Annotated in this window: 22 protein-coding genes; 6 read left to right on the top strand and 16 right to left on the bottom strand. The window is 51.8% G+C overall.

The window, feature by feature from the left end:
- Positions 1–5: 5 nt before the first annotated feature.
- The 6 genes from AK95_RS04435 to AK95_RS04410 all read right to left on the bottom strand — a co-directional run bounded on the left by AK95_RS04435 (position 6) and on the right by AK95_RS04410 (position 7,818).
- Entirely contained in the window at positions 6–1,028 is a 1,023-nt protein-coding gene (locus AK95_RS04435; protein ID WP_071218760.1) for a carbohydrate-binding family 9-like protein, read from the bottom strand.
- A gap of 63 nt (positions 1,029–1,091) precedes the next feature.
- Positions 1,092–2,378 (bottom strand): alpha-L-fucosidase, encoded by a 1,287-nt coding sequence (locus tag AK95_RS04430; RefSeq protein WP_071218759.1) that lies wholly within the window; start codon positions 2,376–2,378, stop codon positions 1,092–1,094.
- A gap of 357 nt (positions 2,379–2,735) precedes the next feature.
- Positions 2,736–4,121: an alpha-L-fucosidase gene (locus AK95_RS04425; protein ID WP_071218758.1), complete on the bottom strand. Its 1,386-nt coding sequence runs from the start codon at positions 4,119–4,121 to the stop codon at positions 2,736–2,738.
- Positions 4,122–4,268: 147 nt separating this feature from the next.
- Positions 4,269–5,879 (bottom strand): extracellular solute-binding protein, encoded by a 1,611-nt coding sequence (locus AK95_RS04420; RefSeq protein WP_071218757.1) that lies wholly within the window; start codon positions 5,877–5,879, stop codon positions 4,269–4,271.
- Positions 5,880–5,922: 43 nt separating this feature from the next.
- Positions 5,923–6,831, bottom strand: coding sequence for a carbohydrate ABC transporter permease (locus AK95_RS04415; protein WP_071218756.1), 909 nt, complete (start codon positions 6,829–6,831; stop codon positions 5,923–5,925).
- Between the two features lie 15 nt (positions 6,832–6,846).
- A complete protein-coding gene (locus tag AK95_RS04410; protein WP_071218755.1) occupies positions 6,847–7,818 on the bottom strand; it encodes an ABC transporter permease in 972 nt (323 codons plus the stop codon).
- Positions 7,819–8,241: 423 nt separating this feature from the next.
- On the opposite strand from AK95_RS04410, the gene AK95_RS04405 reads away from it, so the two are divergent.
- Entirely contained in the window at positions 8,242–9,276 is a 1,035-nt protein-coding gene (locus tag AK95_RS04405; protein ID WP_071218754.1) for a glycoside hydrolase family 18 protein, read from the top strand.
- A gap of 461 nt (positions 9,277–9,737) precedes the next feature.
- On the opposite strand, the gene AK95_RS04400 is transcribed toward AK95_RS04405, so the two are convergent.
- Both AK95_RS04400 and AK95_RS04395 read right to left on the bottom strand, forming a co-directional pair.
- Positions 9,738–9,956, bottom strand: a complete 219-nt coding sequence (locus AK95_RS04400; RefSeq protein ID WP_071218753.1) for a DUF378 domain-containing protein — start codon at positions 9,954–9,956, stop codon at positions 9,738–9,740.
- Between the two features lie 163 nt (positions 9,957–10,119).
- On the bottom strand, positions 10,120–11,016 hold the full coding sequence (locus AK95_RS04395; RefSeq protein ID WP_071218752.1) for a LysR family transcriptional regulator: 897 nt from the start codon (positions 11,014–11,016) through the stop codon (positions 10,120–10,122).
- A gap of 159 nt (positions 11,017–11,175) precedes the next feature.
- Here AK95_RS04395 and AK95_RS04390 point away from each other — a divergent pair, with 159 nt between their 5' ends.
- Positions 11,176–12,219, top strand: a complete 1,044-nt coding sequence (locus AK95_RS04390) for a YeiH family protein (RefSeq protein ID WP_071218751.1) — start codon at positions 11,176–11,178, stop codon at positions 12,217–12,219.
- 306 nt (positions 12,220–12,525) lie between these two features.
- Positions 12,526–13,995 (top strand): alpha-amylase, encoded by a 1,470-nt coding sequence (locus tag AK95_RS04385; RefSeq protein ID WP_071218750.1) that lies wholly within the window; start codon positions 12,526–12,528, stop codon positions 13,993–13,995.
- A 126-nt stretch (positions 13,996–14,121) separates the two neighbouring features.
- Here the strand turns inward: AK95_RS04385 and AK95_RS04380 are convergent, their stop codons facing one another.
- On the bottom strand, positions 14,122–15,021 hold the full coding sequence (locus AK95_RS04380) for an ABC transporter permease subunit (RefSeq protein ID WP_071218749.1): 900 nt from the start codon (positions 15,019–15,021) through the stop codon (positions 14,122–14,124).
- 6 nt (positions 15,022–15,027) lie between these two features.
- Positions 15,028–15,948, bottom strand: coding sequence for an ABC transporter permease subunit (locus AK95_RS04375; protein ID WP_071218748.1), 921 nt, complete (start codon positions 15,946–15,948; stop codon positions 15,028–15,030).
- 264 nt (positions 15,949–16,212) lie between these two features.
- Between AK95_RS04375 and AK95_RS04370 the strand changes: the two genes are divergently transcribed.
- The gene (locus AK95_RS04370; protein WP_071218747.1) at positions 16,213–16,689 is read left to right on the top strand and encodes a glutathione peroxidase; all 477 of its coding nucleotides are present in this window, start codon (positions 16,213–16,215) and stop codon (positions 16,687–16,689) included.
- Positions 16,690–16,854: 165 nt separating this feature from the next.
- Here AK95_RS04370 and AK95_RS04365 read toward each other — a convergent pair whose 3' ends face one another.
- The gene (locus AK95_RS04365; RefSeq protein WP_071218746.1) at positions 16,855–18,828 is read right to left on the bottom strand and encodes a glycoside hydrolase family 127 protein; all 1,974 of its coding nucleotides are present in this window, start codon (positions 18,826–18,828) and stop codon (positions 16,855–16,857) included.
- A 136-nt stretch (positions 18,829–18,964) separates the two neighbouring features.
- Here AK95_RS04365 and AK95_RS04360 point away from each other — a divergent pair, with 136 nt between their 5' ends.
- Positions 18,965–19,789 carry a helix-turn-helix transcriptional regulator gene (locus AK95_RS04360; protein WP_071218745.1) on the top strand — a complete coding sequence of 275 codons (825 nt, stop codon included), beginning with the start codon at positions 18,965–18,967 and terminating at the stop codon, positions 19,787–19,789.
- A 185-nt stretch (positions 19,790–19,974) separates the two neighbouring features.
- Here the strand turns inward: AK95_RS04360 and AK95_RS04355 are convergent, their stop codons facing one another.
- From AK95_RS04355 to AK95_RS04340, 4 genes are all read right to left on the bottom strand, one after another.
- Positions 19,975–20,376 carry a VOC family protein gene (locus AK95_RS04355; RefSeq protein WP_071218744.1) on the bottom strand — a complete coding sequence of 134 codons (402 nt, stop codon included), beginning with the start codon at positions 20,374–20,376 and terminating at the stop codon, positions 19,975–19,977.
- Positions 20,377–20,406: 30 nt separating this feature from the next.
- A complete protein-coding gene (locus AK95_RS04350; RefSeq protein ID WP_071218743.1) occupies positions 20,407–20,904 on the bottom strand; it encodes an SRPBCC family protein in 498 nt (165 codons plus the stop codon).
- 93 nt (positions 20,905–20,997) lie between these two features.
- Complete coding sequence (locus tag AK95_RS04345; protein ID WP_071218742.1) at positions 20,998–21,342, bottom strand: ArsR/SmtB family transcription factor; 345 nt, start codon at positions 21,340–21,342, stop codon at positions 20,998–21,000.
- 155 nt (positions 21,343–21,497) lie between these two features.
- On the bottom strand, positions 21,498–22,238 hold the full coding sequence (locus AK95_RS04340) for an HAD family hydrolase (protein ID WP_071218741.1): 741 nt from the start codon (positions 22,236–22,238) through the stop codon (positions 21,498–21,500).
- Positions 22,239–22,441: 203 nt separating this feature from the next.
- Between AK95_RS04340 and AK95_RS04335 the strand changes: the two genes are divergently transcribed.
- On the top strand, positions 22,442–23,326 hold the full coding sequence (locus AK95_RS04335) for a class I SAM-dependent methyltransferase (protein WP_071218884.1): 885 nt from the start codon (positions 22,442–22,444) through the stop codon (positions 23,324–23,326).
- Positions 23,327–23,367: 41 nt separating this feature from the next.
- Here AK95_RS04335 and AK95_RS04330 read toward each other — a convergent pair whose 3' ends face one another.
- Positions 23,368–24,906, bottom strand: a complete 1,539-nt coding sequence (locus tag AK95_RS04330) for a solute symporter family protein (protein WP_071218740.1) — start codon at positions 24,904–24,906, stop codon at positions 23,368–23,370.
- Positions 24,907–24,959: the final 53 nt, after the last annotated feature.

The following is a 24,959-nucleotide window of genomic DNA, read 5'->3' as shown; positions in this document are numbered from 1 at the left end:
TAAGCTCACTCCTTCCATAGCTTTCCGTCTTCCCGAATGCAGATTAGAGCCGTGCCGTCCGACGAAGGGGCGCTAATCTGGAACAGGCTGCGGGTCGTTTCAATCACAGGCTGGATGCTCCATGAATCCTCGCCCATGAGCTGCTTTGCATCCTTCGTAAATTCACCATGGGCTTCATAGTAATTTCGCTGCCGGTAATAGAGTCTCCGCAGCTCCCACTTGATTCGTTCGTCTTCGGGGAGCGTGAACGGCTGGCGTTCCTCGCCATCGGCGAATACGACGTAACCCCACAGCTCCGGGTAATGCATATTGATGATGCCCATCGGCGACCATACCCAATTGTCCTCCGGATAAGGCTTGCCTGTCTCCGGATTCAGCATCTTGCGATACTCGCCGTCTTGCACCTCAGTCTGCCATTCCACGCGCGAGAAGTTGACGCGCCAGAACTCACCCGGCGCCGGGCGGCGCCCACCTTCGGCACACTCCTTGAGACTAGCCCAAGGAATTGCCACCTCCACACTCCATTTCCGGTTATCGGCGCCCGGACGGTTCAGCTCCCCCTCGATATACACCGCCGTCTTAAGACCGCTGATGTCCCAGCCGTTGACCGGAGGTCCGCCATCCCGGTACGGTTTCACGAGCAGCAAGTCCCACACCGTGTTCAAGGCATTGATCTCGAATTCATAATATTGATGGCTGTCTCCGTCCGGATCGATGAATATTTCAAAGTCATTATCATAGAAAATAACCGAATCGCGTTCCGTCAGCGTCGCCCATATCTGATCCTCGATCAGCTCCGCGGCAAAATAAAAATACTCGTCGTCCCACAGCATTTTGACCCGGGTCCGTTTCCCCGGCTTCGGCCTTAGATCCCCCTCGATATCAACAAAATCATCGGTCCACTCCGCCGCATCCCAGAACGCCTTATCCACGCGGCCGTCCAGCACAAGCGGCTGCCCCGCACGCTTGCATATATAATGCTTGGGAGCATACTCTATCCTTGGCTCCGGCACACCACTTCTGTTCATGTCATTCTCTCCGCTTCATGAGGGAGGCTTAGCACCTATTAAGCGCGTCCCTTCCCGTGATGGTTAGTTATGCGTGACAACGGCTCCCGAGCCGCCGTACATCTCCAACTCTTCGTCAAACTCCAGCTTAAGAACCGTCACCTGCTCATGCGCGTCTTCAGGAGTCATTTTAATCCACGTCGTCCCCGGGATATTGAACCAAGGCACGCCCCCATGGATCTCGTGGGTAAGCTCCTTGCCCGAATGCAGCACGGTAATTTTCTTGATCGGGTTGCACAGCCCCTTGATGCACACATTCTCTTTCGGATCGTCATAGACAAACAGGTACAATGTCTTTCTGTCCTCGGAAATCGTGCTTCCCCCCAGATAATAGCGGGTCATAATGCCTTCGCCCGTTCCGAATACGGCCTCCTCGTGGGTCCGGATCCACGCGCCCAGCCCAAGCAGAATGTCCTCCTGCCTTGGATCGATGGTGCCGTCCTCGCGCGGACCGATATCCAGCAGCATATTGCCGCCCATCGAGATGCAGTCGCAGAACATCCGAATGATCTGGTTCAATGATTTATATTTATGATCGGTCGGCACATAGCCCCACGAACTGTTGATCGTTGTGCAGAATTCCCACGGTCCCTCCGGTCTCGTGATCGGGATGCCCTGCTCCGGCGTTTTATAATCACCGTGGCCCTGAAGCCGCGAGTTGATGATGATATCCGGATTAAAGGATTGCAGGTAATGCTTGAATTCCGGCAGATTCCACTGCTCGGCACTCCGTTCCCAGTCGCCATCGAACCACAGCAGATCCACCTTCCCGTAATTCGTCAGGATCTCCCGCAGCTGGTTGTTATTAAACTCCAGGAATTTCTGCCACTTCTCCTGATCCTGAACACCGTCCACGGGACTGGTGTGCGGGTTGACGCTGCTGAGATCCTCCGGTACCCGGCCTCCTTCAAACACGCTTGGATAATCCGGATGCGACCAATCGATTAGAGAGAAGTACATACCCAGGTGAATGCCCTTCTCCCTGATCGCTTCCGCATACTCCCGCACGATATCCCGATTAGCCGGCGTCCGCTTGACCACGTTGAGGTCGCTGTACTGCGTATCCCACAGCGCAACGCCATCATGGTGCTTCGTTGTCAGCACAGCATACCGGGCGCCGGATTTCTCGATCAAATCCGCCCATTTCTCCGCATTGAATTTCGATGCCGTAAAACCGTCCAGTTGCTTCATGTACTCGTCGTACGTGATCCTCCCATTATAGAAGGACCAAGATTCCGAGACTCCGTCCACGGCATAGATGCCATAGTGAATGAAGATGCCCAGCTTGGCTTCTTCGAACCATTTCTGCATGTCTGTCCACACCTCTTCTTAAGTCCTTGTACGTGAAAAATACGTTTATGAGGTTGTTCAAAAAGTCCGCTTTTGATAAGAAAACCAATCGAGGCCAATCAAGGATGAGCGACCGCGATTCAAAGGTAGGTTTTCTTGCGATATAGAATTTCATCAGCTCTGCTGATAACGAATAAATTCTATATCTAACACGAAGCGAATCAGGAAGCAACTCGGCATCGAATCTTGAATTCAGCCGGTCCTTCCGGTGCTCACGTACCCAAAACGTACGCTCCACTCCTCAGTCCCTAGCTTCATCCAACCTTCTCGGTGCTGAAAATCGACCTTTTTGAACACGCACTTTGTATAACCCGCCTCTTAACGAAACCGCAGTACATGCGCGATCGGCGCCAGCCCCTGACGCTCCTGATCCGGAAGTCGGACCGCGACGCCATCGTCCGTGCGGCGGTAATCCAGCGCCTCCTGACCCCCGACCAGATCTATGCGGCTGAACGCCGTCTGAATCGGAATGTGCAGCTCCTCAGGAACGGCTTCTTGCTCATTTCGATACAGATAGATGGCGTAGGTCGTATCGCCTTTTTGGGTAAACTGGACCGCGCCGGAGGAATACGGCTTACAGACACGGGTCCCATAGATGGCCTCCCCATAGACTTTCAGCCACTCTCCCATGCCCTTCATTCGTGAAATGGCCGTCTCGGGCAGCCTTCCGTCCGGTTGCGGGCCCACATTGAGCGCTAGATTTCCGCCTTTGGCCACGATCTCGGCCAGCAGGTGAATGAGCTGACGCACCGTTTTGTAACGATCCTCGTACCGGAAGGAGAAGGAAGTTCCCATCGTGATGCAGCTCTCCCAAGGCACATGAAGGGCACGCTCAGGAAGGGTCTGCTCCGGCGTGATCAGATTCTCGTAAGGCCCGCCCACCGTACGGTCCGCCGAGAGGAGCCAAGGCTGAATCTCACGCGCCTTCTCTACCACTTCGCCCAATCGGATATTCTGGTCCCGGTAATCGTTCACCCAGCCTGCATCCAGCCACAGCACATCGATGCGGCCATAACGGGTCATCAGCTCCATGATCTGCTCATGGGTAAACTGGACAAACTGTTCCCACAGCCAAGGATATTTCTTCGGATCGTAGCTAGGACCGCGAGAAGTGAAGCTCCCCGCTTCCATTCCCGGCGCCCAGTAGTATGGGGTATGCCAATCGGCCTTGGAGAAATAGGCGGAGATGCCGAGCCCCTTGGCACGGAATGCATCGAATAGCTCCTTCGTGATATCGGCATGTTTATGCCTATGGAACGGACATTCAGGTCCCGTAACACGGTAATCGGTCGTATGCGTATCCCACATGCAGAATCCGTCATGATGCTTGGTGGTAAAGTTCAAATATTTAAAGCCGTTATCGGCTGCCAGGTCAGCCCACAGATCAGGCTGAAAGCGAAGCGGGTTGAAGGTCTTGTTCAGATCAAAATACTGCCGTTTAAGCTCCTCCGCATCGATGTCCCAGTCAATGCCGTCACGCGACCAGTCCGCGTCTTTATCGCTCAGCGCCCACGATTCAACTAGGCCCAGCTGGGAATACGGCCCCCAGTGCATCATCAAGCCCAGCTTCTGGTCCTTAAACCATTCCAAGCGTTCTAGAAGCAGCGGATCCTCCGGCTTGACCCATTTGTCCTCACTGCTGAAATTGTGCACGCCCTGCTCCACTACCGCTTGCTCTTCCTCAACCAGCTTGTTCTCCGACATGGTGTACCTCCAATAGTCATTTGTTGATAACGATATCTTTGTAGATCATTGGAACGGGCTTCGCCTGCCCCTTAAAAACAATAGCCAACCCCCGGTCATGAAGCGACCGGGATACGTTGGCTCTTTGTTTTTCATATATGCATCTGATTATTGCTCGGCATTCCAGCGATCATATGCGCCTTGGTAAAGCTCGACGAGACGGTCGCTGCCCATTTTCTTGACTTGTGCAACGTATTTATCCCAATTCTCAAGCGGCTCTTGACCTGTTACGAATTTGGCTTCCATCTGTTTCACGTACGTTTCCAAATCGGACAACAGCGCAGTTGCCTCGCTCTGCTCTTCATTCGTCAAATACACGTTAGGGAATGGCGATTTACCGATCGGCACCAGTTTCTCTTGATTCTGCTGATCGATCCACTCATCGAATTCGGTGCGAAGACCTTTCGCAACATCCGGATCATTGACGCCAGGTGTCAAAATGCCGTAGTTCGGCGTGATTTTGCCGCGATACTCCTCACGATCACCACCGCCTGGCACTGGGAGCCATTCTTTTACGCGGTTAGCCTCATCCTTGAATTTCCACAGGGTGCCTTCCGGTCCTTGGTTAAACAGCGTAGCGCCTTCATAGCTGTACAGGTAATCGATCCAGCGCATGGTCGCTTCCGGAGCCGGGTTGCTGCTCGAAATGGCGAATGTGCCTCTTGCCGACATACCAGGATGCATGCCGTATACCGGAGAGTCGGCGATTTCACTCTTCACCGGCGTCATGAGCGGATGCTCGCTGCTAGGCTCGCCGCCGAGCGTGAAGTACGCATGGTAGTCGTTAAACAGAGCCAGCTGATTGTTTTCTCCCTTGGCTTTTTTCTGATCGCCTGTTTGCGAGAAGGTTTCATGATCCAGCAGTTCTTCCTTCCACAGACGGTTCATGAACGTCAGATAGCCTTTGTAACCTTCTTCCTGGTAAGGGTAGTGTACTTTCCCATCCTTGTCGGAATAGATTCCTTCGTTGTACATGCCCCAGAAGCCGAAGAAGTACATGCGCAGGTCATCCAGCTTGACGGAAGTCAGCGGAATCTCGTCTTTCTTTCCGTTTCCGTTAGGATCTTCTTCCTTGACGCGTTTCAAGAATGTATATAATTCCTCAGTAGTCTTTGGTTCGGACACATTGAGCGCTTTTAGGAATTTGCCGTTATACCACATTGGGCCTCTATACCATACGGCAGCCTTGTCGACGAACGGCAGGGCATACATATGTCCGTCCGGAGTCGTAAAAGACTTGCGGACATCCGGGTTCTCATCCAATATCTTTTTGATGTTCGGTGCATAACCTTCGTCAATGTACTTCTCCAGCGGAATGAGGATGCCTTGGCTGCCATAAGTCACCTGTTCAGCCGGCTTCAGATCCGCCGCATAGAACATATCTGGCAAATCGCCGCTCGCAAACACCAGATTTTTCTTCGTTTCAAAGCTGTCAATCGGAGAAAGCTGATACTCCAGCTTGATGCCTGACAATTTCTCCATCTCTTGTAGTACGGGCATCGTATTCCAATCGGCTACACCGGCATCCTGCGACATGACCGTCAGCGTGATCGGCTCATCCACAATCGGGAAACCTTCCTTCTTTACCCCTTCCGTGCTGGCCGTCCCGGACGGTGCTGTAGCAGCGCCATCTCCTTTAGGTGAACCACAGGCTGCAAGCATTGTTGCTGAGAGGGTGAGGCAGAGTAAAATAGATGATGCCTTGCGAAGCTTTTTCATGACAACAACTCCCCTTTTTTGGTGTGGATTGTATGGTTTAAGATCAGCCCTTAACGGAACCAATCATAACACCCTGCACAAAATAACGTTGAAGGAACGGATAAACCGCAATAACCGGAAGTGTCGCAACGATAATGACCGCATATTTGACCAGTGCGGCAATTTCCGCTTTGGAATTCATCGCTGCTGCGGATGAGGCGTCAATCGCCCCGCCGCCCTGTGCCGCCATCTCCTGAAGAACCAGGATTTGACGCAGGAAGAGCTGCAGCGGGTACTTCGCGGCATCATTCAGATAAATCATGGCACTGAAGTAACTGTTCCAATGTCCGACGCCGTAGAAAAGTGCCATGACGGCAATAATCGGCATCGAGAGCGGCAATACGATTTTGATGAATAACCGGAAGTTCGTACAGCCGTCGATATGGGCCGCTTCCTGAAGCTCCTTCGGAATGGTCGATTGGAAGAACGTCCGGGACACAATGATATTCCATATGGACGCAGCTCCCGGCAGAATAAGTGCCCACATGCTGTTGACCATGCCAAGATCTTTCACGAGCAGGTAACTCGGAATCAGTCCCCCGCCGAAAAACATCGTAACCAGGAACACCGCCATGAAAAATCCTCTGCCCACAAAATCTGAGCGGCTTAGCGCATAGGCTGCAGGCAGCGTGACAATCAGATTCACAATCGTACCTATCACTGTATAAATAATCGTGTTCTTGTAGCCAATCCAAATGTTGGCATTCTCAAACACCCGGGCATATCCATCAAACGTTATCCCTTTCGGAATCAGCCACATTTCACCTGAGCTTACGTACTTCGGATCACTGATGGAGGCGCTGACAATGTACAGCAACGGGTACAGTACGATGATCAGTGCAATCGTCAGATAGATGTAGTTGCATAGCAGGAATAATTTATCCCCTTTGCTTTCCCTTACCGTGGATGACATATGTTATTCCCCCTTCTACCACAGGCTGTTTTCGCTGGTGCGACGAGCGATTTGGTTCACCGCAATCAGCAGAATCGCATTAATGACCGAATTGAACAATCCGACGGCGGTAGAGAAGCTGTACTGTGCGTCAACCAGACCGGAACGATAAACAAAAGTCGAGATGACATCGGAAGAGCTCATATTCAGCGGGTTCTGCAGCAGCAGGATTTTCTCGAATCCGACGCCCAAAATGCTGCCCATGTTCAGGATCAACAGGATGGTGATCGTAGGTACAATCGCCGGAATGTTAATATGCAGAATGCGTTTGAATCGGCTCGCACCGTCCACGACGGCAGCTTCATGCAGCTGCGGATCGACACCCGACAATGCAGCCAGATAGATAATGGTACCCCAGCCTGCGCTCTGCCAGACGCCAGACAGCACGTACACAGTCTTAAACCAAGCGGGATCTGTCAGGAATTGCGGCGGCTGAAAGCCCAGCATTTCCACAAAATTTACGATCATGCCGGACGAAGGCGACAGGAAGGTAATGATCATACCGGACATAACAACGACTGAAATAAAATGCGGCGCATACGTGACGGTCTGTACCGTACGCTTGAAGAATGAATCCTTCACTTCATTGAAGGCCAATGCCAGAATGATGGGCAGCGGAAACCCGATGGCCAGCTCATACAAGCTGATGCTCAAGGTATTCCAGAGCAAGTCCCAGAAGTAATAAGAGTTAAAGAAGCGTTCGAAATGGTCGAATCCGACCCACGGGCTTCCCGTTATTCCCAACGTCGGGATGAAATTTTTGAAGGCGATTTGGATCCCGTACATCGGGCCATAATGGAAAATGACAAAATACAGAAATGCCGGAGCGATAAACAAATACAGCTCCCAGTTTCGAATCATCCTCCTCCATAATGTATTTTTCTTACGATTCGGCATCGTGTTAACCGATAAGCTTTGCGTCAGGGCGGATTGACCATCTTGCTGCATAGGTTGCCCCCTCCTTTTCTAATGAAAATCCGGCCATTTTTTTCGGAAAAGCACCCCTGTTCAATGTAAAAGAAAGAGCCTTCCTGACCACACATCCTTAGCGTGCGGCTTTGCCCGCTTCAGAAATTGTTAACGCTTACATCCCAAGTGTATGGACTGCCGCATGATCCGTAAATATGTCATTTCTATTGTCTGTTCAAAACAGCTCAATGTGCTGGTCTGACGGGCATTTCACGTCCCACCCACTTCTGTCATTGTCGTTTTCAAGCAGGAAAACATGTGGTTTTTGACCCCTTCCCCTCCGGTAAATGGTCATCCAGGCTAACGGGATGAGCCTTGACAGATGTCATATCTGACCGTAAGTTGGAAAAATAAACCGCAAAAGCAAAACTGACATATTCTAAAAGAAATGAGGGATTACGCATGCAGCCATCCTCCTGGATTTTAGCCGGTTACGCAGGGCGCAAGGTCTTATCCACGATCACGACCGAAGATGCCAAGCGGCTCACTCACTTGAATATCGCATTCGCCCATATCCAAGAAAACAAGATTACGTATACCGATACAAACACCATTCACGAGATCCAGCGCCTGAAAGCTGTCAATCCCCGGTTAACCGTTCTGCTGTCCGTTGGCGGCTGGGGCTCCGATGGATTCTCGAAAGCTGCAGCCACGCCCGAAGGAAGACAAAGCGTGTGCGAATCGGCGATCATGCTGCTGCAAGAATTTCCATTCGACGGCATTGACCTGGACTGGGAGTATCCATGCTACTCGATTGCCGGGACGGCCGCATCGCCAAGTGACAAGGAGAACTTCACGCTGCTCCTGAAGGAGCTTCGGGAAACGCTGGATCAGTTCGGGAGGGGCGAGACACACTATCTGCTCACGATCGCGGCCGGAGCCGATCAATATTATATAGATGGCACCGATATCCGTGATATTCACCCCTATCTCGACTTCATTCAGCTGATGACGTACGACATGCGCGGCGGATTCCAGACGCTGACGGGCCATCACACCAACCTGTACACCTCAACTGGCGATCTGTTCCGAATCAGCGTTGATGCATCCGTTCGTCTGTTTACCCAGGCTGGTGTGCCGCGCGAAAAAATCGTGATCGGCGCCGGATTCTACTCTAGGAAGTGGAACGATGTGCCGGACGTAAACAACGGATACCTCCAGGTAGCTCCATCCTCCGGTGGTTATGGTCCGACCTATACCCAGCTCGCAGCCGAATATTTTAATAATCCTTCTTATAAAAGGTACTGGGACGACGAAGCCAAAGCGCCTTATTTATTCGATGGCAGCAGCTTCATTACTTACGATGATGCTGAATCTCTGACTCATAAATGCAAATACATACAGGATCAAGGCTTGGCTGGTATTATGTTCTGGGAATACAGCTGTGATGCGACACACAGCCTGCTGGATGCCATGTATAAGGCATTCCACTCATAGAACAGAGTGGGGACCGCCTAAGTTGTAACAGTTTCACTCCCCTCCAGGTGTCTTTATGTCGCTATTCGTTCGGACTCTTTCCTAATGGTGAAAGAGTCCTTTTCATATCATTGCTTACGCAAACCGGAGGATGTCGACAGATAACACGTTATGTTTTCTATCATATTGCTAACTCCGCATTGCTGCGCTGCAATGTCTTGGCTTTATTCTAGGAGTTCCTTCCGAACTCCGTAAATATGTCGTTTTTATCTTTAACTATAGAGCATGCAAAGCCTCATAAACACTGGAAATTTCATACTGCATATGTTGATCTTGCACCTGACATGAAGATTACAATTCACTGACAATCTTGGATTTCGGACAGAAAAAAAGCCATTCCTTAACACGGAAAGGCTTTTTTTATCTATGAGGGTATGGATATTTCTCAAATACTATGTCATTTTTATGTGATTAAATCTAACTTATCTGGCTGTGTTTCGGTCGTCATTCGTAACATCACCAAAGAAGCGGATCGAGTACAATGCACACAGACCGACAATCGTATAGATGATGCGGGAGCCGATGGAGCTCTGTCCACCAAACAATGCAGCTACCAGGTCGTATTGAAACAGGCCGACCAGAAGCCAGTTAATGCCTCCAACAATCAATAACAGCAAAGCTATTGTATTAAATGTTCTCATCGTTTAACCCTCCTTACGTCCGATTTTTACATCATTCGATACATGTTTGTTCATCTATGATTTTAGTATCTATTTTTAACCAATTATGGCGTATGTAATCATGTCCGAACAAAATAACATCCCCTTAACGGGGATGCTCCTGCACCGGGATCACACTCTTCCTTTAGACCCCCTTGGGGAAACCGCGCTTATGATGCAAAAGCTCGAGAAACACCTCTATGGCCTTGGTATGATAAGGTGTCTTCTGTGTAATCCATGAGAACTGCCGCGCCACCGGTCTGCCATTCGGTACCAGCATATGCAGCGTTCCGAGCTGCACCTCCTTGCGCACCGCCCATCGCGACAGCAGCGTGACGCCAAGGCCTGCCTCCACGGATTCCTTGATCAGCTGGGTGCTACCGAACTCCACGATATGCTGAGGGCGAATATGATACCGTGAGAACATCCGCTCCGTTGCCTCGCGGGTGCCCGATCCGGCTTCCCTGACAATCCAGGTCTCATCCGCAAGCTCGGAGAGCGATAGCTCCTGCAGATGATCATACCGCCCGTCCCGGGGAACCATCACCAGCATCTCATCCTCGGCAAAGGCCTCGATATGCAGCTTATCATCCTGATAATCTCCCTCCACGATGCCGATATCCGCCTCATGGCGCAGTATCATCTCCGCCACCTCCGTGGTGTTCCCGATCATAATCGATGGGCGGATCAAGGGATAATGTTCCCTCATATAAGCGATCAAATGCGGCAGCATATATTCCCCGAAGGTATAGCTGGAGCCAATGGACAGATTGCCGCTCGCCCGATGCATCAAATCGTCCACGAGCGTGTTCATGCGGGTGTACAGGCCCAGAATGTCCTTCGCATGATGGTATACGATCTCTCCGGCTTTGGTTAGCCGGACATATTTATTGGTTCGCTCCAGCAGCTTGGTGCCCACAGACCGCTCGAGCGCTTGGATATATTGGCTTACCGCGGGCTGTGTCATCAGCAGCTCCTCCGCCGCACGGGTAAAATTCCCCTTCTCTACCACCGTAACGAATACCTCCAATGGTTGATCCACGCTTTTGGCCTCCTTCGTTCGCAATGTCCACGAATGGTTATGAGTTATATTACCATAACATATTACTTATGATGATCATTATAATGATTTATTTTTCTTATCCATTGGAATGGGATACGATGGGTTCAGACCAACCGAACGAATCGGAGGTTACATCTTATGACAGAGCCAGCCTATTCCAAATCACAAGAACACGCCCATCGTCTGGTTCGATGGACACAGCATACGCTGCCCGCCGCAGCAGGCGGCATTGCGTTTACCTTTGTCATCGCTCTCATCGGTTACGTATTAGCAAGCATGCCGGGCCTTGGCTACCTCGGCCAGCTCGCCTGGGCGATTCTCATCGCCGCAGTATATCGACAGCTGCGAGGTTATCCGGAGAGACTGCGCATAGGAATCCAATTCACGGCCAAGCGGCTGCTGCGACTAGCAATTATTCTATATGGCCTTAAGTTGAATATCGGCATCGTGTTCCAGCAAGGCATGGGTTTAATGATGAGGGATGTTATCAGCGTCATATTTGCCATCGCGCTCACCCTGCTGATCGCCAAATGGCTGAAGGCCGATATGTCCTTGTCCCTTCTGCTTGGCATTGGAACCGGTGTATGCGGTGCGGCGGCCATTGCCGCCGTGTCCCCGATCCTCAAGGCGAAGGAGAAGGACACTGCGCTAGGTGCGGGGCTGATTGCCTTTCTTGGAACCATTGTTGCTATCGGTTATACCCTCGTCCAGCCGCTGCTTCCCTTAACAGACACCCAATACGGCGTGTGGTCGGGTGTCAGTCTTCATGAAATCGCCCATGTAGCATTGGCAGCTGCTCCAGCAGGTGAGGACGCCCTTGCGATTAGCCTGCTCGCGAAGCTGGGACGCGTATTCTTGCTCGTACCGCTCAGTATCGCGCTTATGGTCTGGATGAAGCGCACCGGGCGTATGCAGAGTCATACACGGATGGAGTTTCCCTGGTTTCTGCTGGGCTTCATGGCAGCGAGTGTACTGGGAAGCTGGGAATTTACCGGACAACCGATCATTCCCCTGCCGATCAAAGATTGGATTTCTCAGGCAGCCTCCTTCATTCTTGCCATGGCGATGGTGGGACTTGGCCTGAATGTCCACTTGAAGGATGTGCGCGGCGCTTGGCGGCCGCTGCTGGCCATGTCCATCACCACCGTGCTGCTGATTCTGCTTACTTATGCCATGGCATAAGTAAGCGGAAGGCAGCCAATGTGTACAAAACGGAAAACCATCCCCTGCGACAGATTCCCGGCAGGGGATGGTTTTTTTGTGGTGAATAGCCCCATACTCCATTCCTATCCTATAATGCTGAATTCAAGCCATATTAGGATGGCCGCAATACGACAACCCCCGTCTTTTTCTTTCCATTTTAGGGTAAAACTAAATGTAGGCATCCCGCCCATTTCGGGTGGAAGGTTTAGCTCCCCTGCTTTCTTGGGTATTTGAGCTTAGTATGCAGTAAACATGCAGAGCTATCATGATAGAGGAGATGGAAGTATGCAACGAAATCATACGATTATGCAATTCTTCGAATGGCATGTTGCAGCCGATGGCTCGCACTGGAACCGACTCAAGAACGCAGCCCCGGAGCTGAGCAAGGCGGGAATCGATGCGGTATGGATTCCTCCGGTGACAAAAGCTACGTCCGCAGAGGACAATGGCTACGGCGTATACGATCTCTATGATCTGGGAGAGTTCGATCAGAAAGGAACGGTTCGCACGAAATATGGAACCAAGCAGGAATTGATCGATGCCATCGCGGCCTGCCACAAGAACGGGATTGCCGTCTATGTGGATCTGGTCATGAACCATAAGGCGGGCGCAGATGAAACCGAGCGGTTTCGGGTTGTACAGGTCGACGAGATGGATCGGACCAAGGATATATCGAAGCCATTCGAGATTGAGGGTTGGACCAAATTCACCTTCTCTGGCAGGGGAGATCAATACTCTTCGTTCCAGTGGAATTTCACTCATTTTAACGGTACCGATTACGACGAAGTCAGCAAACGTTCCGGCATTTTCCGGATCGTCGGCGAGAACAAATCATGGAGCGATAACGTTGACAATGAATTCGGCAATTACGACTACCTGATGTTTGCCAACATTGATTACAGCCATCCGGATGTTCGCAAGGAAATGCTCGCATGGGGCAAGTGGCTGGTGGATACGCTGCAATGCAGCGGATTCCGGCTGGATGCGATCAAACATATCAACCATGACTTCATTAAAGAATTTGCCACCGCCATGAAGAAAAAGCGCGGAGATGATTTTTACATCGTAGGGGAGTTCTGGAATCCCGAGCTTCAAGACTGTCGAAACTTTCTGGATACGGTGGATTACAAGATCGATCTGTTTGACGTGTCTCTTCATTATAAACTCCAGGCGGCTTCCAAAGCCGGCCGATCCTTCGATCTCCGTACGATCTTTGACGATACGCTTGTCCAATCACACCCGATGAATGCCGTCACGTTTGTGGACAATCATGACTCGCAGCCGCAGGAATCGCTGGAATCCTGGGTGGAAGATTGGTTCAAGCAGAGCGCTTATGCGTTGATCCTGCTGCGAAAGGACGGTTATCCTTCCGTCTTCTATGGCGATTATTACGGAATCGGCGGCGAGAAACCCATTCCCGGCAAAAAGGAAGCGATTGACCCGCTTCTGTATGCCAGAGCGAATCGGGCGTATGGCCAGCAGGACGATTATTTTGACCACCCGAATACGATCGGCTGGGTCCGCCGCGGCATCCCGGAAATCGAGTTTTCCGGCTGCGCGGTAGTTATCTCCAATGGCGAAGCCGGGGATAAGCGGATGTTTGTCGGCGAGCATCGAGCCGAAGAGGTATGGGTAGATCTGACACGCACCCGGAAGGATCGCATTACAATCGGCGAGGATGGCTTCGCTCTTTTTCCGGTGAACGGCGGCAGTGTGTCCGTCTGGGCTCACCCGGATATTCCCGTAGAAACGTAAGCAGCAGCATTTTACACATCAAAAAAACCGGAAGGATCGGTTTCGTCAGGCACTCCTATTGGATAGGAAATTACTTGCCGCATACCCTGATCCTTCCGGTTATTCACGTTAACGGCTACGCACCGATCAGCCTTTAACCTGAAAACGACGGCGCAGACCTTCGCCTAACAGGTTGAAGGTGATGATTAACAGCATCATGGCAAATGCGGGATACACAACGAATTGGAACTTTCCTAACCATATATCCGCTCGATGCTTGGACAGAATGGTCGCCCAGTTATACCCGGTCTCCACGAATTCCATGACATAATAGTTAACTTCCTTCCACTCATGACCAAGAAAAATGTTCACGATCGCAAGCTGGCCGAGCAGGAGCATGACCTTTCCCATATCCAAACAGAAGTTGACAATCACCTCGGGGAACATGACCGGGATATAGTAATTTTTCGTCAATGTCCTCGTGCGAAGTCCTAACGCGGTTCCGGCCTCCATGTAAGGCTCGCTTGCCATCTTGTGGGCCTGCTGCTGAATCGTAATGGCAACCCGGCCGGCCTCAACGCCGGCCAGAATCAGAATGGCCCAGCCCATCCGCTGCTGGGAGAAGAGAAAGAATGGAAGCGCAAGCAGCAGAGCCGAAGCGAATACTGGCGGCAAATAGGAGCACAACTGGTTCCAGAAGGTAATGAGCCGGTGGATGAAGCCTTTTTTCTTACGGGCGATCAATCCGAGGGGCACCCCGATCGCATATCGGACGGACGTGATCGTGAGCACGAGCAGAATCGTATCTTTGGCGGTTACCACCAGTTTACTCAGGTTATCGACACCCCGCTTGTCCGATCCGAGCCAGTTCTTCGGGGACGGCTTATAGGGCGGAAGCGTCAGCTTCTGCTTCCCGCCCTTCATCACCCATCTGGAGGGTTCCTTATTCAAATCCTTATCAATGAAGGGCATGTAAGGCCCCGCCAGCATAACAAAAACAAAGAAGGCAAGCAGCGTGCCGCCAATCCATAAAGGGACATTCTTCAAATCGACTCACCTCATTTCTGATCGTGGATCAAAGTATTTGCGTGCCGATTGACTGATCCATTGAACGATCATGAACAGCACCATGAAGGAAAATGCGATATAAATAATGACTCCCGGTTCATAATTGCCGCCGGTGCCGCTAAACGTATTGAAATCCAGTGCCAGAAACAACCTCCACGCCGCCCCTGGATAGTTGCGGTAATATTCCACCACGAGCAGATTGGACAAGATGAAGACAAGCAGGCCCGGAAGATGGGTCAGGATGCTCGCGACGCCATTGCGCAGCATATGTTTATATACGATCTTTCGGTCACTCAATCCCTTGGCTTTTGCCAGCAGTATGTACATCTTGCCTTCCTGTGCGAGCAAAGAAGCCGACGTGATTCGGGCAATGAAGAAAATCGGGTAAATCGACACGAGCAGCGAAGGCAGCACGAAGGCCTCCCAGCCGTCAACCGCAAAATAACGGACAGCCGGTACATGCTTAATAAGCACCCACTGGGCAATCAGCATCAGGAAAAAATCCGGAACGGATTGGAACAGCCATGTGGTCCAGTGCCCCAGCACACTGAATTTGGTCTTGGACAATTTATAGTCGAGGACTCCCTTCAGAATGCCGAACACAAATCCAAGGATTAAAGCGGATACAATAACCAGCAGGCTTTTGCCGACGGCCCCAAAAGCGGCCGCTTCCGAGGACTGACCGATATACCGCGTTTCTCCCAGCGTCCCGTTCTGAATGGCGGCAGCAAAAAAATCGCGAATATACGTAACATACTCACCCAGATCAAAGGAATAATTCGTCACCCACAAATTGCTGTCCAGCGACAGATTCAAATCCCTCGGAACCAGAACAATGAGGACGATGAACATAAAAGCCAGCAGGCTGGTCACCGTCGTTTTGAGCATTTGTGTTTTTAATCTCATACCGTCCTCCCACACATGATTTCAGCAGTACCCCTTTTGGTTCATTCGATAAGCACTTATTCTACTACTATCATACATCTCCTAAATAAGTCCAGATGAAAATACAAAATTTTACTTTTTATATTTCCGCATCATGTATTACACTCCAGCTTTTGTCATACAAATAGCATATAATTGCCGCTGCCGTTTCTAGCAAATTGCAATCTACAGCGAAAGAATATACTCTGATTGTATATACATCTCATTGGAGGAGGTTCTACGGTGATGTCCATCTATGAATATGAAGTAAAAACGATACGCGGCGAGTCCCAAACGCTGGAGTCTTATAAAGGCGACGTCATGCTCATTGTCAATACAGCAACCAAATGCGGCTTTGCCCCTCAATTCGACGGTCTGGAGAAGCTGCACCAAACCTACCGCGATCAAGGATTGGCCGTTCTCGGTTTCCCCAGCAGTCAGTTCATGAATCAAGAGCTGGAGGAGGACTCCGCGATCGAGGAGGCCTGCAAGCTCAATCATGGCGTCACCTTCCCCTTATTCTCCAAAATTGATGTGAACGGAACGAGTGCCCATCCGCTCTACCGACATCTGACGAGTGAAGCGCCCGGCGCACTCGGCATTAAAGCGATTAAATGGAACTTCACCAAGTTTCTTGTGGACCGCAGCGGCAAGGTGGTCAAGCGCTTTGCGCCAACGGATACTCCGGAAAAAATAGAAGAAGATATCAAGAAGCTGTTATAAATGCAGGCAGCCGATTCCGAAAAAAAGGGCTTGCCCGAGGTCCATCGACCTTGGGCAAGCCCTTTATGTTATGTGGTCCGGCATCGTCCATACTTTGCCATTGCATCCCTTTGTATGCCGGCTCCCCGGTCAACTCCCTATTCGGGAGAGCCGGGCTGTACGATCTTATACCGTGTGCGGCAGCTCGCGCACCCAGACGGCCATTTCATTCTCGCCGCGGTTGCCCCATAAATAGTACGGAATAGCCTTTAATGATGCGGGAAGCCTCTTCTTCGGAGAGGAACGATACAGTTCATCGCCCCAATCATCAGACTCCTCAAGCCATCCCTCCCCTTCAATGACAACGGCTCCGCCAAGAAGATCCGCATCGAATCGGGAATGAAGCTTCGGATCGCCTGCGAGCGACAGCGAGGATACCGGCGCTCCATGATCGACGCTCTCCAAGCAGTATACCAACGGCCCGCGCTGAATCGCGGCCTTGCCGGCATTCCCCCGTATGTTGGGATTGGCTCTTACTTGATGGATCTCCATGGAGAATGCCAATTCCACGGTATCCCCCGGTGCCCACACTCTCTTGACGTAGGCATAGCCGTCTTGGGTAATATCCTCCACGGCCACCTCTTGCCCGTTCACCCGCATAACGGCTTTGCCGCGCGACCAGTCCGGAATGCGAAGAGCGACGGTCCACTCGGCTGCCTGCTCAGGCTGAATCGTAAGCGTAACATTCCCATCCCATGGCAGCGCGCTGGTCTGGGTTACCTTCACCGGCACGTTCCCGAGACGGACCTCGGCTTCGCCTCCGATGTACAGATGGGTATACAGCGTATCGTCATTCATCGTATACACGTATTCACCCAGCGACGACAGCAGTCTCGCCACGTTCGGCGGGCAGCATGCGCAGGCGAACCAGCCCGGCCGAACCGGCTTCACATGGAACTTGCCCGGATTATGACGGCAGGCCGTAGGCCATACCTCAAGCGGATTCACATAGAAGAAATGACGCCCGTCCTGAGCCATGCTGCCAATGACCGTGTTGAACAGCGCGCGCTCCATCACGTCCGCATACTCCGATTTGGGTGACAGCTGCAGCATGCGCTGGGCAAAAAAGATCAGCCCGATGGATGCGCAGGTCTCCGAGTATACGGTATCGTTCGGCAAGTCATAATCCGTGGTGAACGCCTCGCCGTGATGGGTGGAGCCGATCCCCCCAGTAATGTACATCTGTTTACGGACCATGTTATGCCACAGATTAACGCAAGCCTCAAGCAGAGCAGGGTCTTTCGTTCTGGCAGCTAAATCGGCCATCGCCGTATACATGTAAACCGCGCGGACCGAATGCCCGACTGCCTCCTTCTGTTCCCTCACCGGCAGATGGCTCTGATGATAAGCCAAATGCGGCGGATGCAGTACAGAGCGGTAGAATGACTTCTTCCCTCGCTGTTCCCACTCCTGAATGAAGAAGTGGGGTTCCGTCCCGCGCTCATCTATAAAATACTGACTCAGACGCAAATATCTCGGCTCCTGGGTTACCTCGTACAATTTGACCAGTGCCAGCTCAATCTCCTGATGACCGTCGAACCCATGGATTTTGCCATCCTCGGGTCCAAAGACGGTATCGATGTAATCCGCCAAACGGCATACCACGTCCAGCAGTTTCCGCTTGCCCGTCGCCCGGTAATGTGCAACTCCGGCTTCGATCATATGGCCGGCGCAGTACAGCTCATGGCAATCCGTCAGATTGGTCCAGCGCTTCTCCGGCTCCTTTACCGTAAAATATGTATTCAGATAGCCATCCGGCTGCTGGGCAGCGGCCACAAGATCGATCAGCTCATCCACCTGCTCCTCCAGCTTCGGATCCGGATGAATAGCAAGCGAATAAGCCGCAGCCTCAAGCCATTTGGCGACATCGCTGTCCTGAAACACCATACCGCCATATTCCCCCTCTTCCCTGCCGGCAGCAATTCGAAAATTGGACACGCCATAACTCGGTTCCACGCCCGGAATTCGATCATGGAGGGCTTCATACTGGTATGGGATCACCACTTCCCTTACCAGCTCTATGTAACGGGACCAGAAAGGGTCCGTCAGTTTCACTTGCTTAAGGGGGACGGCAGCTGAACGCGAAGTAAGAGTTATCATCTTGGATATACACTCCTTTAGGATTCGAATGATAAAGCCTCGACACTTCCCATTCTACGTTCTATGATAGGATGAAAACGATAACAGAAATGACCTAATTTCTTATACGATTTCACACTTCCCTGGAGGTGTTACCATGACAGAACGGAGCGTTCTTTCCATTCCTTCACCGCCGCTCCCCTACTTCCTTGAATCCGGAAAAACGCATTATATGCCGGGCGAGTCGCATCCCAACCGGAGAAACCTTGGCGTCTACGATCTCATCCTGGTTCAATGCGGCTGCTTGTTCCTGGGCGAGGAGGATATGCAGTGGGCGCTTGGCGCAGGGGATTGCGTTGTATTATTACCGGATGCATACCATTACGCCGTACAGGAGTGCCAGGAGGAAACCTCCTTTTATTGGTTGCATTTTCAGACCGCACCATCAAGCGCAGCCGGCGATGATTCGATCTCACACAACATAAAGCTGCCAAAGCATGGCCCGATCCCTTATCCGGAGCAAGCCTATCAGCTGTTCGATTCTCTGCACCTGCTGGCAACGGAACCGAGGTCCACGGCATTTTGGCGCGAACAAACGCTGTTTATCGAGCTGCTGGAGCTGCTGGACCCATCGAGATCGGACCAGGAACAATCGCGGGTACGCAAAGTCGCGGAGCAGGTGGAGTCCTATATCAAAATGCATTATCGTGAGCCCATCAGCAACGCACGTTTATCGTCCGACTTGCATTTCCACTACAACTACCTGACGCGCTGCATGAAGGAATCACACGGCGTAACGCCTACGGAATACCTGCTTCAATACCGCCTGGACCAGGCCAAGCGGCTGCTGCTGACCACCCAGTGGTCCATGGCTCGAATCGCGGAACATGTGGGGTTTCAATATCCGCCCTATTTCTCTCGCCGCTTCTCCGCACGTTTCGGCCTATCGCCGCTGCAATTCCGAAAGCAGTACACGGAGTAAGAAGTAGTATGCTTGGATGGCTGTGGATCATAAGAATCGCCGGGCAGCACAAAATTCTGCCGTTCAGATTAGCTGTTGGAATCCGCGGGCCCCTGTTCGCTGAGCATCGAGCTGACGATGCGTTGTCCGCGCAAAAAGAGACGGACCCCTCACGGGCCCGTCTCTAATGAATCGATTGCGTAATGTTACACTTCATTCGGCAGATTAAGCTGCCATGATACGCCGAACTTGTCCGCGATCCAGCCGAATTTTTGGCTAAAACCATAGTTGTCCAGCGGCATCATCGCACCTCCGCCATCAATTAATGCCCCATACATCTTCTCGATCTCCGCTTCCGATTCGCAAGTCAGGTAGATGGAGAAGGAAGGCGTGAACGTGAAATCATGCTTCACATTACTGTCGATACACATGAACGTTTGCCCCTTCAACGAAAAGGTGGCATGCATGACGCTTCCCTCGGCTCCCGGCTGATTAGGGCCATAACGGGTGATGCTGGTTATTTCGGAATCCTCAATAATGGAAATGTAATGGTTCATGGCTTCTTCGGCATGACCTTGGAACATTAAAAACGGGGTTGCACTCTTCATGGATAAATACACTCTCCCTTGTTCATCGGATTAGGATGGATAGTTCATCTTTCCTGTCTCAAGCAGCTGCTTCAATCCCTCAAACATATAACCCCATCCATGTTCGGTTTGGGTATGATATTCCGTGAGCGCCTTCTCGATATCCTCCGCGGTCCATTCTTCCTCGTGAGGAACAACGATCTCTTGCGTGAATGTCATCTCGCATCCCGAATCCACGGCTTTGAACTCGACCGTGATTTGGTCAACGGTTTCACTGAACTGGGGCATCCTGAAGGTAAGCACCAGCTTGTGAGGCCGATCTATTACAAGGTACTCCCCAATGGCCCGGTACTCCTTGCCTTCCCGAACGTCAACAATCTCCCAGGTTCCGCCCACCCGAGGATCATTACGGGCGATCTTATTCGTCGTTTCCAGCGTAAACAACCATTTGCGCATCATGTCAGGGTTTAACCAGGCATCAAATACTCGTTCCGGCGCTACCTCAAACAAGCGTTTCATGACCAGCGTGGTTGTAGAGGCATTCTCCAATGTAAATCATCCTTCTCATATTGAAATTGGTATTAGGTTCGATCTGTTTCCCTACGTTCTCATCATTATCCAGTATGTTCAGCCGTATTCCTGTTATTGCTCCTCCTTCTTCGCTTTGTTCAGCTCGCGTTCCAATGCATCAAATTGCCGGGTCCAGAATCGCTCGTAGAATTGCAGCCATTCCAGCGCCCTGCTCATGACCCCCGGATTGAGACGACAGGTATGTGTCCGCCCCTGAATGGATCGATCGAGAAGGCCAGAACGCTCCAGCACCTTGATATGCTTGGAGGCTGCCGCAAGCGACATGTCAAACGGCTCGGCCAGCTCGGATACGGTCATCTCTTGCGCCGCGATCATGCGCACCATCTCTCTTCGGGTCGGATCAGCCAATGCGTGGAAGATGTGATCCAGTTGTTCTTCGTTATTATGCTCAACCATATGGTTAAATATAATGGATGGAACTCATAAAGTCAACCAACTGGTTGAATATTAAACAAAAAAAAAGCCAAACCCTCATACTTAAAGGGCCTGGCCGCGATAATTTTTTAACTTAGTCCTGCTCCGGTAACTCTTTACGCTCGCCGCAGCATGGTTTATCCGATAACCTCATCAAGCAGCCGCTCCAGCTCGCCATAACTCGCAACGGTATGCTGCGGTTGATGCTCCGATTCCGGCCCAACGCTCCGGTGATTGAACCAAATTACATGCCAGCCTGCAGCCAGTGCGCCAACCACATCATTGCGCCACGAATCGCCGATGAAATAGGAGCTCATCGGCTCCGTGCCGGTCAGCCGGTTCACATGGTGGAATATCCGCGGATCAGGCTTGTCCCAGCCCACAGCTCCGGATACGAACAACCGCTCCTCCGGTATGAGGTCACCCAGCTGCATAGCCGCGATTTTGTTCATCTGGTGTTCTGCCGGACCATTGGTGATCAAGCCAACGACATGCCCGGCATCCGTCAATTTCTTAAGAAGCTCCCGGGCGCCTTCAAACATCGTGATGTTATACTGCCGGTCCAGGTAGGTTTGCTGTACCGTTCCCGCCTCCTCAAGGGTCAGCCCTACGCCGAATTCAGCCAGCGCTAACTGGAACCGGCGTCTGCGCATATCCTCAACCGCTTCCCCGTATGCCGCCGTGCCAGCCCCTCCGAGCTCTACAGACAGCTTGTCGCTGTAATAACGCATCCGGTGATAAGCGGCTTCATATGGAAACATGCCATCAGGGCGGGCAACCTTCTGAACGGCATCGCGAAAAGGCGCCAGATGGTCATACAATGTATCATCCACATCGAAGAAGATTCCCTTCGGTGATATTGGTGTCTTCATACGCATCCCTCTTCCTCATTCGATCTTTCTATTGTACCCGCATCGGCACTACCCGGGTCAAGCCTATCTGTTAATAAGTTCCTTTCCTATGATATGATGGAATTAGAGCGGCAGGATACATCAACTGGAGCATGAATCCTGAGTCGCAGCAGCCAAGACCTCCAATTGCAAGGCCCGATTTATGTACCCGGATAAGGAGATGAATAATGATGACCAAGGATATGACCGAAGTGTGGAGTAAGGATTTCGTTCCCGAGGGCAACCGTGCCAGCAACGTGGACCGTTTCACCGGCTTTGAGGATACCTATGACCAGCATCGCCCCGAAGCTCCCCAGGAGGTTGTCGCCCTGCTGACAGGCTATTTGGAGCGCAAGCCCTTTCTCGTTGTCGACTTGGGATGCGGAACGGGACTATCCTCGTTTGCATGGAAAGACGCAGCGGACCAGATCATCGGCGTTGAGCCGAATGACGATATGCGGGGCAAGGCGATCGCCAAACTGCAGTCGCTGCAGGAAGAGGCTGACGGCAGCCACGGTGCGCAGCTTGCCGATATCAAGTTTGTCTCCGGCTATTCGAACCAACTGGCGCTCCCGGATCAGTCCGCGGATATCATTACCTGTTCCCAATCCTTTCACTGGATGGACCCCGCCAGCACGTTGAAGGAGGTTTCCCGCGTTCTGCGTGAAGAAGGGATATTCGCGGTATATGATTGTGATTGGCCGCCGAGCCTGACCTGGAAGGTCGAGCAATCCTACCATGAGCTGATCGAATGGGCAGAGACCATCATCGACCGCCATGTGGAGGCACAGGAAAAGGCCTATAAAGGAAATAAGAACGAGCATCTGAAGCATATCCGAGAAAGCGGAGTGTTCCGGTTTTCCAAGGAGATCGTATTCCATCATATAGAGCCGTTCACCGCTGAACGATATACCGGCCTTGCCGTCAGTCAAGGCGGTATCCAGACCGTGTTCAAGCTGAAACAAACCGAATTGAACGATAAAATCGCACAATTCCATGCGCTGGTCGAGGAGCACTTCCAAGGGCGGACACTTCCCGTTATGCTCAGCTACCGCATGCGGCTTGGCATTAAATAAAGCAAGAAGCATCGTAAGGGATAATCCAGAGGTATGAAAGGTCACCCCGGCTCGCGGGTACGAATCTCATCTGGGGCCACATGGGCAATGGCCTGCATCGTCTCGAATCGGCCGCTTGAGCCGACTTTGCCGGATAGCAGGGTACCGAGAATACCGCCAGCGAAACCAATCGGAATGGACACGATACCCGGATGCTTGAGCGGGAAAATCGCTTCCGCCCGGATCCAGCCGGCCCCGGGATCCATCACGTTAGGCCCCACGGCCATAAGCAGCAAGGAGGATACCAATCCGGCCGCAATGCTCGACATGGCCCCATACGTATTAAATCTCCGCCAAAATAGCGTGAACAGCAGCACCGGCAGATTAGCCGAGGCCGCAACCGCGAACGCAAACGAAACAAGAAATGCCACATTCAGCTTCTGCGCGCCGAGGGCGAGCACAATCGAAGCGGTGCCAACCCCAATGGCCGAAAGCTTGGCCACTCTCATCTGTTGCGCCTCGGTCGCCCGTCCTCTGCGGAAAATGCTGCTATAGACGTCATGAGCAAATGCGGAGGATGCCGTCAGCACAAGCCCCGAGATCACGGCCAATATGGTTGCGAAAGCAACAGCCGATACAAAGGCCATTAAGAATTCGCCACCCAATGCGCTTGCGAGGAGCGGCGCCGCCAGCTCAACCCGCTCCGACAAAACGGACCAATCGACGAAGGCAGCCGCCCCAAATCCAAGAAAAATGGTCATGGCATAAAAGATGCCGATCGTAAACGTTGCCGTTTTGACCGAAGAACGGACCGTACGCGGGTCTTTTACCGTGTAGAAGCGCGCAATAATATGTGGAAGTCCCGCTGTCCCTAACACCAGCGCCATATTAAACGACAGCATGTCGAGCGGGTGGTCGAACATATTACCCGCCATCAGAAACCGCTCCTGCAACGGGGTCGCCCGCTTCATGGATTCGAATAAACCAAGCAGATCCCAATCGAATCTTGCCAGCACGATGAGACTCACGATAAAAGTGCTGCTCACCAGCAATATGGACTTGACGATCTGCACCCAGGAAGTCGCGAGCATGCCGCCGAACGTGACGTAAATGGTCATTAAGCCTCCGACCAGCACGATGGCGAGCGACGTTTCCAGCCCGAACAGCAAATGCACGAGCCACCCGGCACCGACCAGCTGGGCAATCATGTAGAATACCGTAATCATCATGTTGTTGACGGCGATACATCCGCGCAGCCGTTTCTCGCTGAACCGGACCGCCACCGCATCCGCCATCGTATACCTGCCCAGGTTATGAAGCGGCTCGGCTATGATGTACTGCACGATCACATAGGAGGCAAGAAAACCGATCGAATAGAAAAAGCCGTCGAAGCCGTACACCGCAATGGAGCCCGCGATGCCAAGGAAGGACGCCGCGCTCATATAGTCACCGGAAATGGCCAAGCCGTTTTGCAGCCCGCTCAGTCGATTGCCCGCTGCATAGAAATCATTCGTGCTCGTTGTCCGCCTGGCAGCATAATACGTAATCATTAACGTGCCGACCACAATCGCCAGAAAAAAAACGATGCCGGATATGTTCATTTGCATGCCTCCTTCCACTTCAGCCTGAAAATCATGTTATATCTTATTTTACG

The sequence above is a fragment of the Paenibacillus sp. LC231 genome (assembly GCF_001860525.1).
Taxonomy (GTDB): Bacteria; Bacillota; Bacilli; order Paenibacillales; family Paenibacillaceae; genus Paenibacillus_AQ.
The sequence above is the reverse complement of the archived record's forward strand: the minus strand, read 5'-3'. Positions and strand labels throughout refer to the sequence as shown.

Excerpts from the sequence above, each read along its gene's own strand:
- AK95_RS04435 (WP_071218760.1), bottom strand. The coding sequence starts at position 1,028 with ATGAACAGAAGTGGTGTGCCGGAGCCAAGGATAGAGTATGCTCCCAAG.
- AK95_RS04430 (WP_071218759.1), bottom strand. The coding sequence starts at position 2,378 with ATGCAGAAATGGTTCGAAGAAGCCAAGCTGGGCATCTTCATTCACTAT.
- AK95_RS04425 (WP_071218758.1), bottom strand. The coding sequence starts at position 4,121 with ATGTCGGAGAACAAGCTGGTTGAGGAAGAGCAAGCGGTAGTGGAGCAG.
- AK95_RS04420 (WP_071218757.1), bottom strand. The coding sequence starts at position 5,879 with ATGAAAAAGCTTCGCAAGGCATCATCTATTTTACTCTGCCTCACCCTC.
- AK95_RS04415 (WP_071218756.1), bottom strand. The coding sequence starts at position 6,831 with ATGTCATCCACGGTAAGGGAAAGCAAAGGGGATAAATTATTCCTGCTA.
- AK95_RS04410 (WP_071218755.1), bottom strand. The coding sequence starts at position 7,818 with ATGCAGCAAGATGGTCAATCCGCCCTGACGCAAAGCTTATCGGTTAAC.
- AK95_RS04405 (WP_071218754.1), top strand. The coding sequence starts at position 8,242 with ATGCAGCCATCCTCCTGGATTTTAGCCGGTTACGCAGGGCGCAAGGTC.
- AK95_RS04400 (WP_071218753.1), bottom strand. The coding sequence starts at position 9,956 with ATGAGAACATTTAATACAATAGCTTTGCTGTTATTGATTGTTGGAGGC.
- AK95_RS04390 (WP_071218751.1), top strand. The coding sequence starts at position 11,176 with ATGACAGAGCCAGCCTATTCCAAATCACAAGAACACGCCCATCGTCTG.
- AK95_RS04385 (WP_071218750.1), top strand. The coding sequence starts at position 12,526 with ATGCAACGAAATCATACGATTATGCAATTCTTCGAATGGCATGTTGCA.
- AK95_RS04375 (WP_071218748.1), bottom strand. The coding sequence starts at position 15,948 with ATGAGATTAAAAACACAAATGCTCAAAACGACGGTGACCAGCCTGCTG.
- AK95_RS04370 (WP_071218747.1), top strand. The coding sequence starts at position 16,213 with ATGTCCATCTATGAATATGAAGTAAAAACGATACGCGGCGAGTCCCAA.
- AK95_RS04365 (WP_071218746.1), bottom strand. The coding sequence starts at position 18,828 with ATGATAACTCTTACTTCGCGTTCAGCTGCCGTCCCCCTTAAGCAAGTG.
- AK95_RS04360 (WP_071218745.1), top strand. The coding sequence starts at position 18,965 with ATGACAGAACGGAGCGTTCTTTCCATTCCTTCACCGCCGCTCCCCTAC.
- AK95_RS04355 (WP_071218744.1), bottom strand. The coding sequence starts at position 20,376 with ATGAAGAGTGCAACCCCGTTTTTAATGTTCCAAGGTCATGCCGAAGAA.
- AK95_RS04345 (WP_071218742.1), bottom strand. The coding sequence starts at position 21,342 with ATGGTTGAGCATAATAACGAAGAACAACTGGATCACATCTTCCACGCA.
- AK95_RS04340 (WP_071218741.1), bottom strand. The coding sequence starts at position 22,238 with ATGCGTATGAAGACACCAATATCACCGAAGGGAATCTTCTTCGATGTG.
- AK95_RS04335 (WP_071218884.1), top strand. The coding sequence starts at position 22,442 with ATGACCAAGGATATGACCGAAGTGTGGAGTAAGGATTTCGTTCCCGAG.
- AK95_RS04330 (WP_071218740.1), bottom strand. The coding sequence starts at position 24,906 with ATGAACATATCCGGCATCGTTTTTTTTCTGGCGATTGTGGTCGGCACG.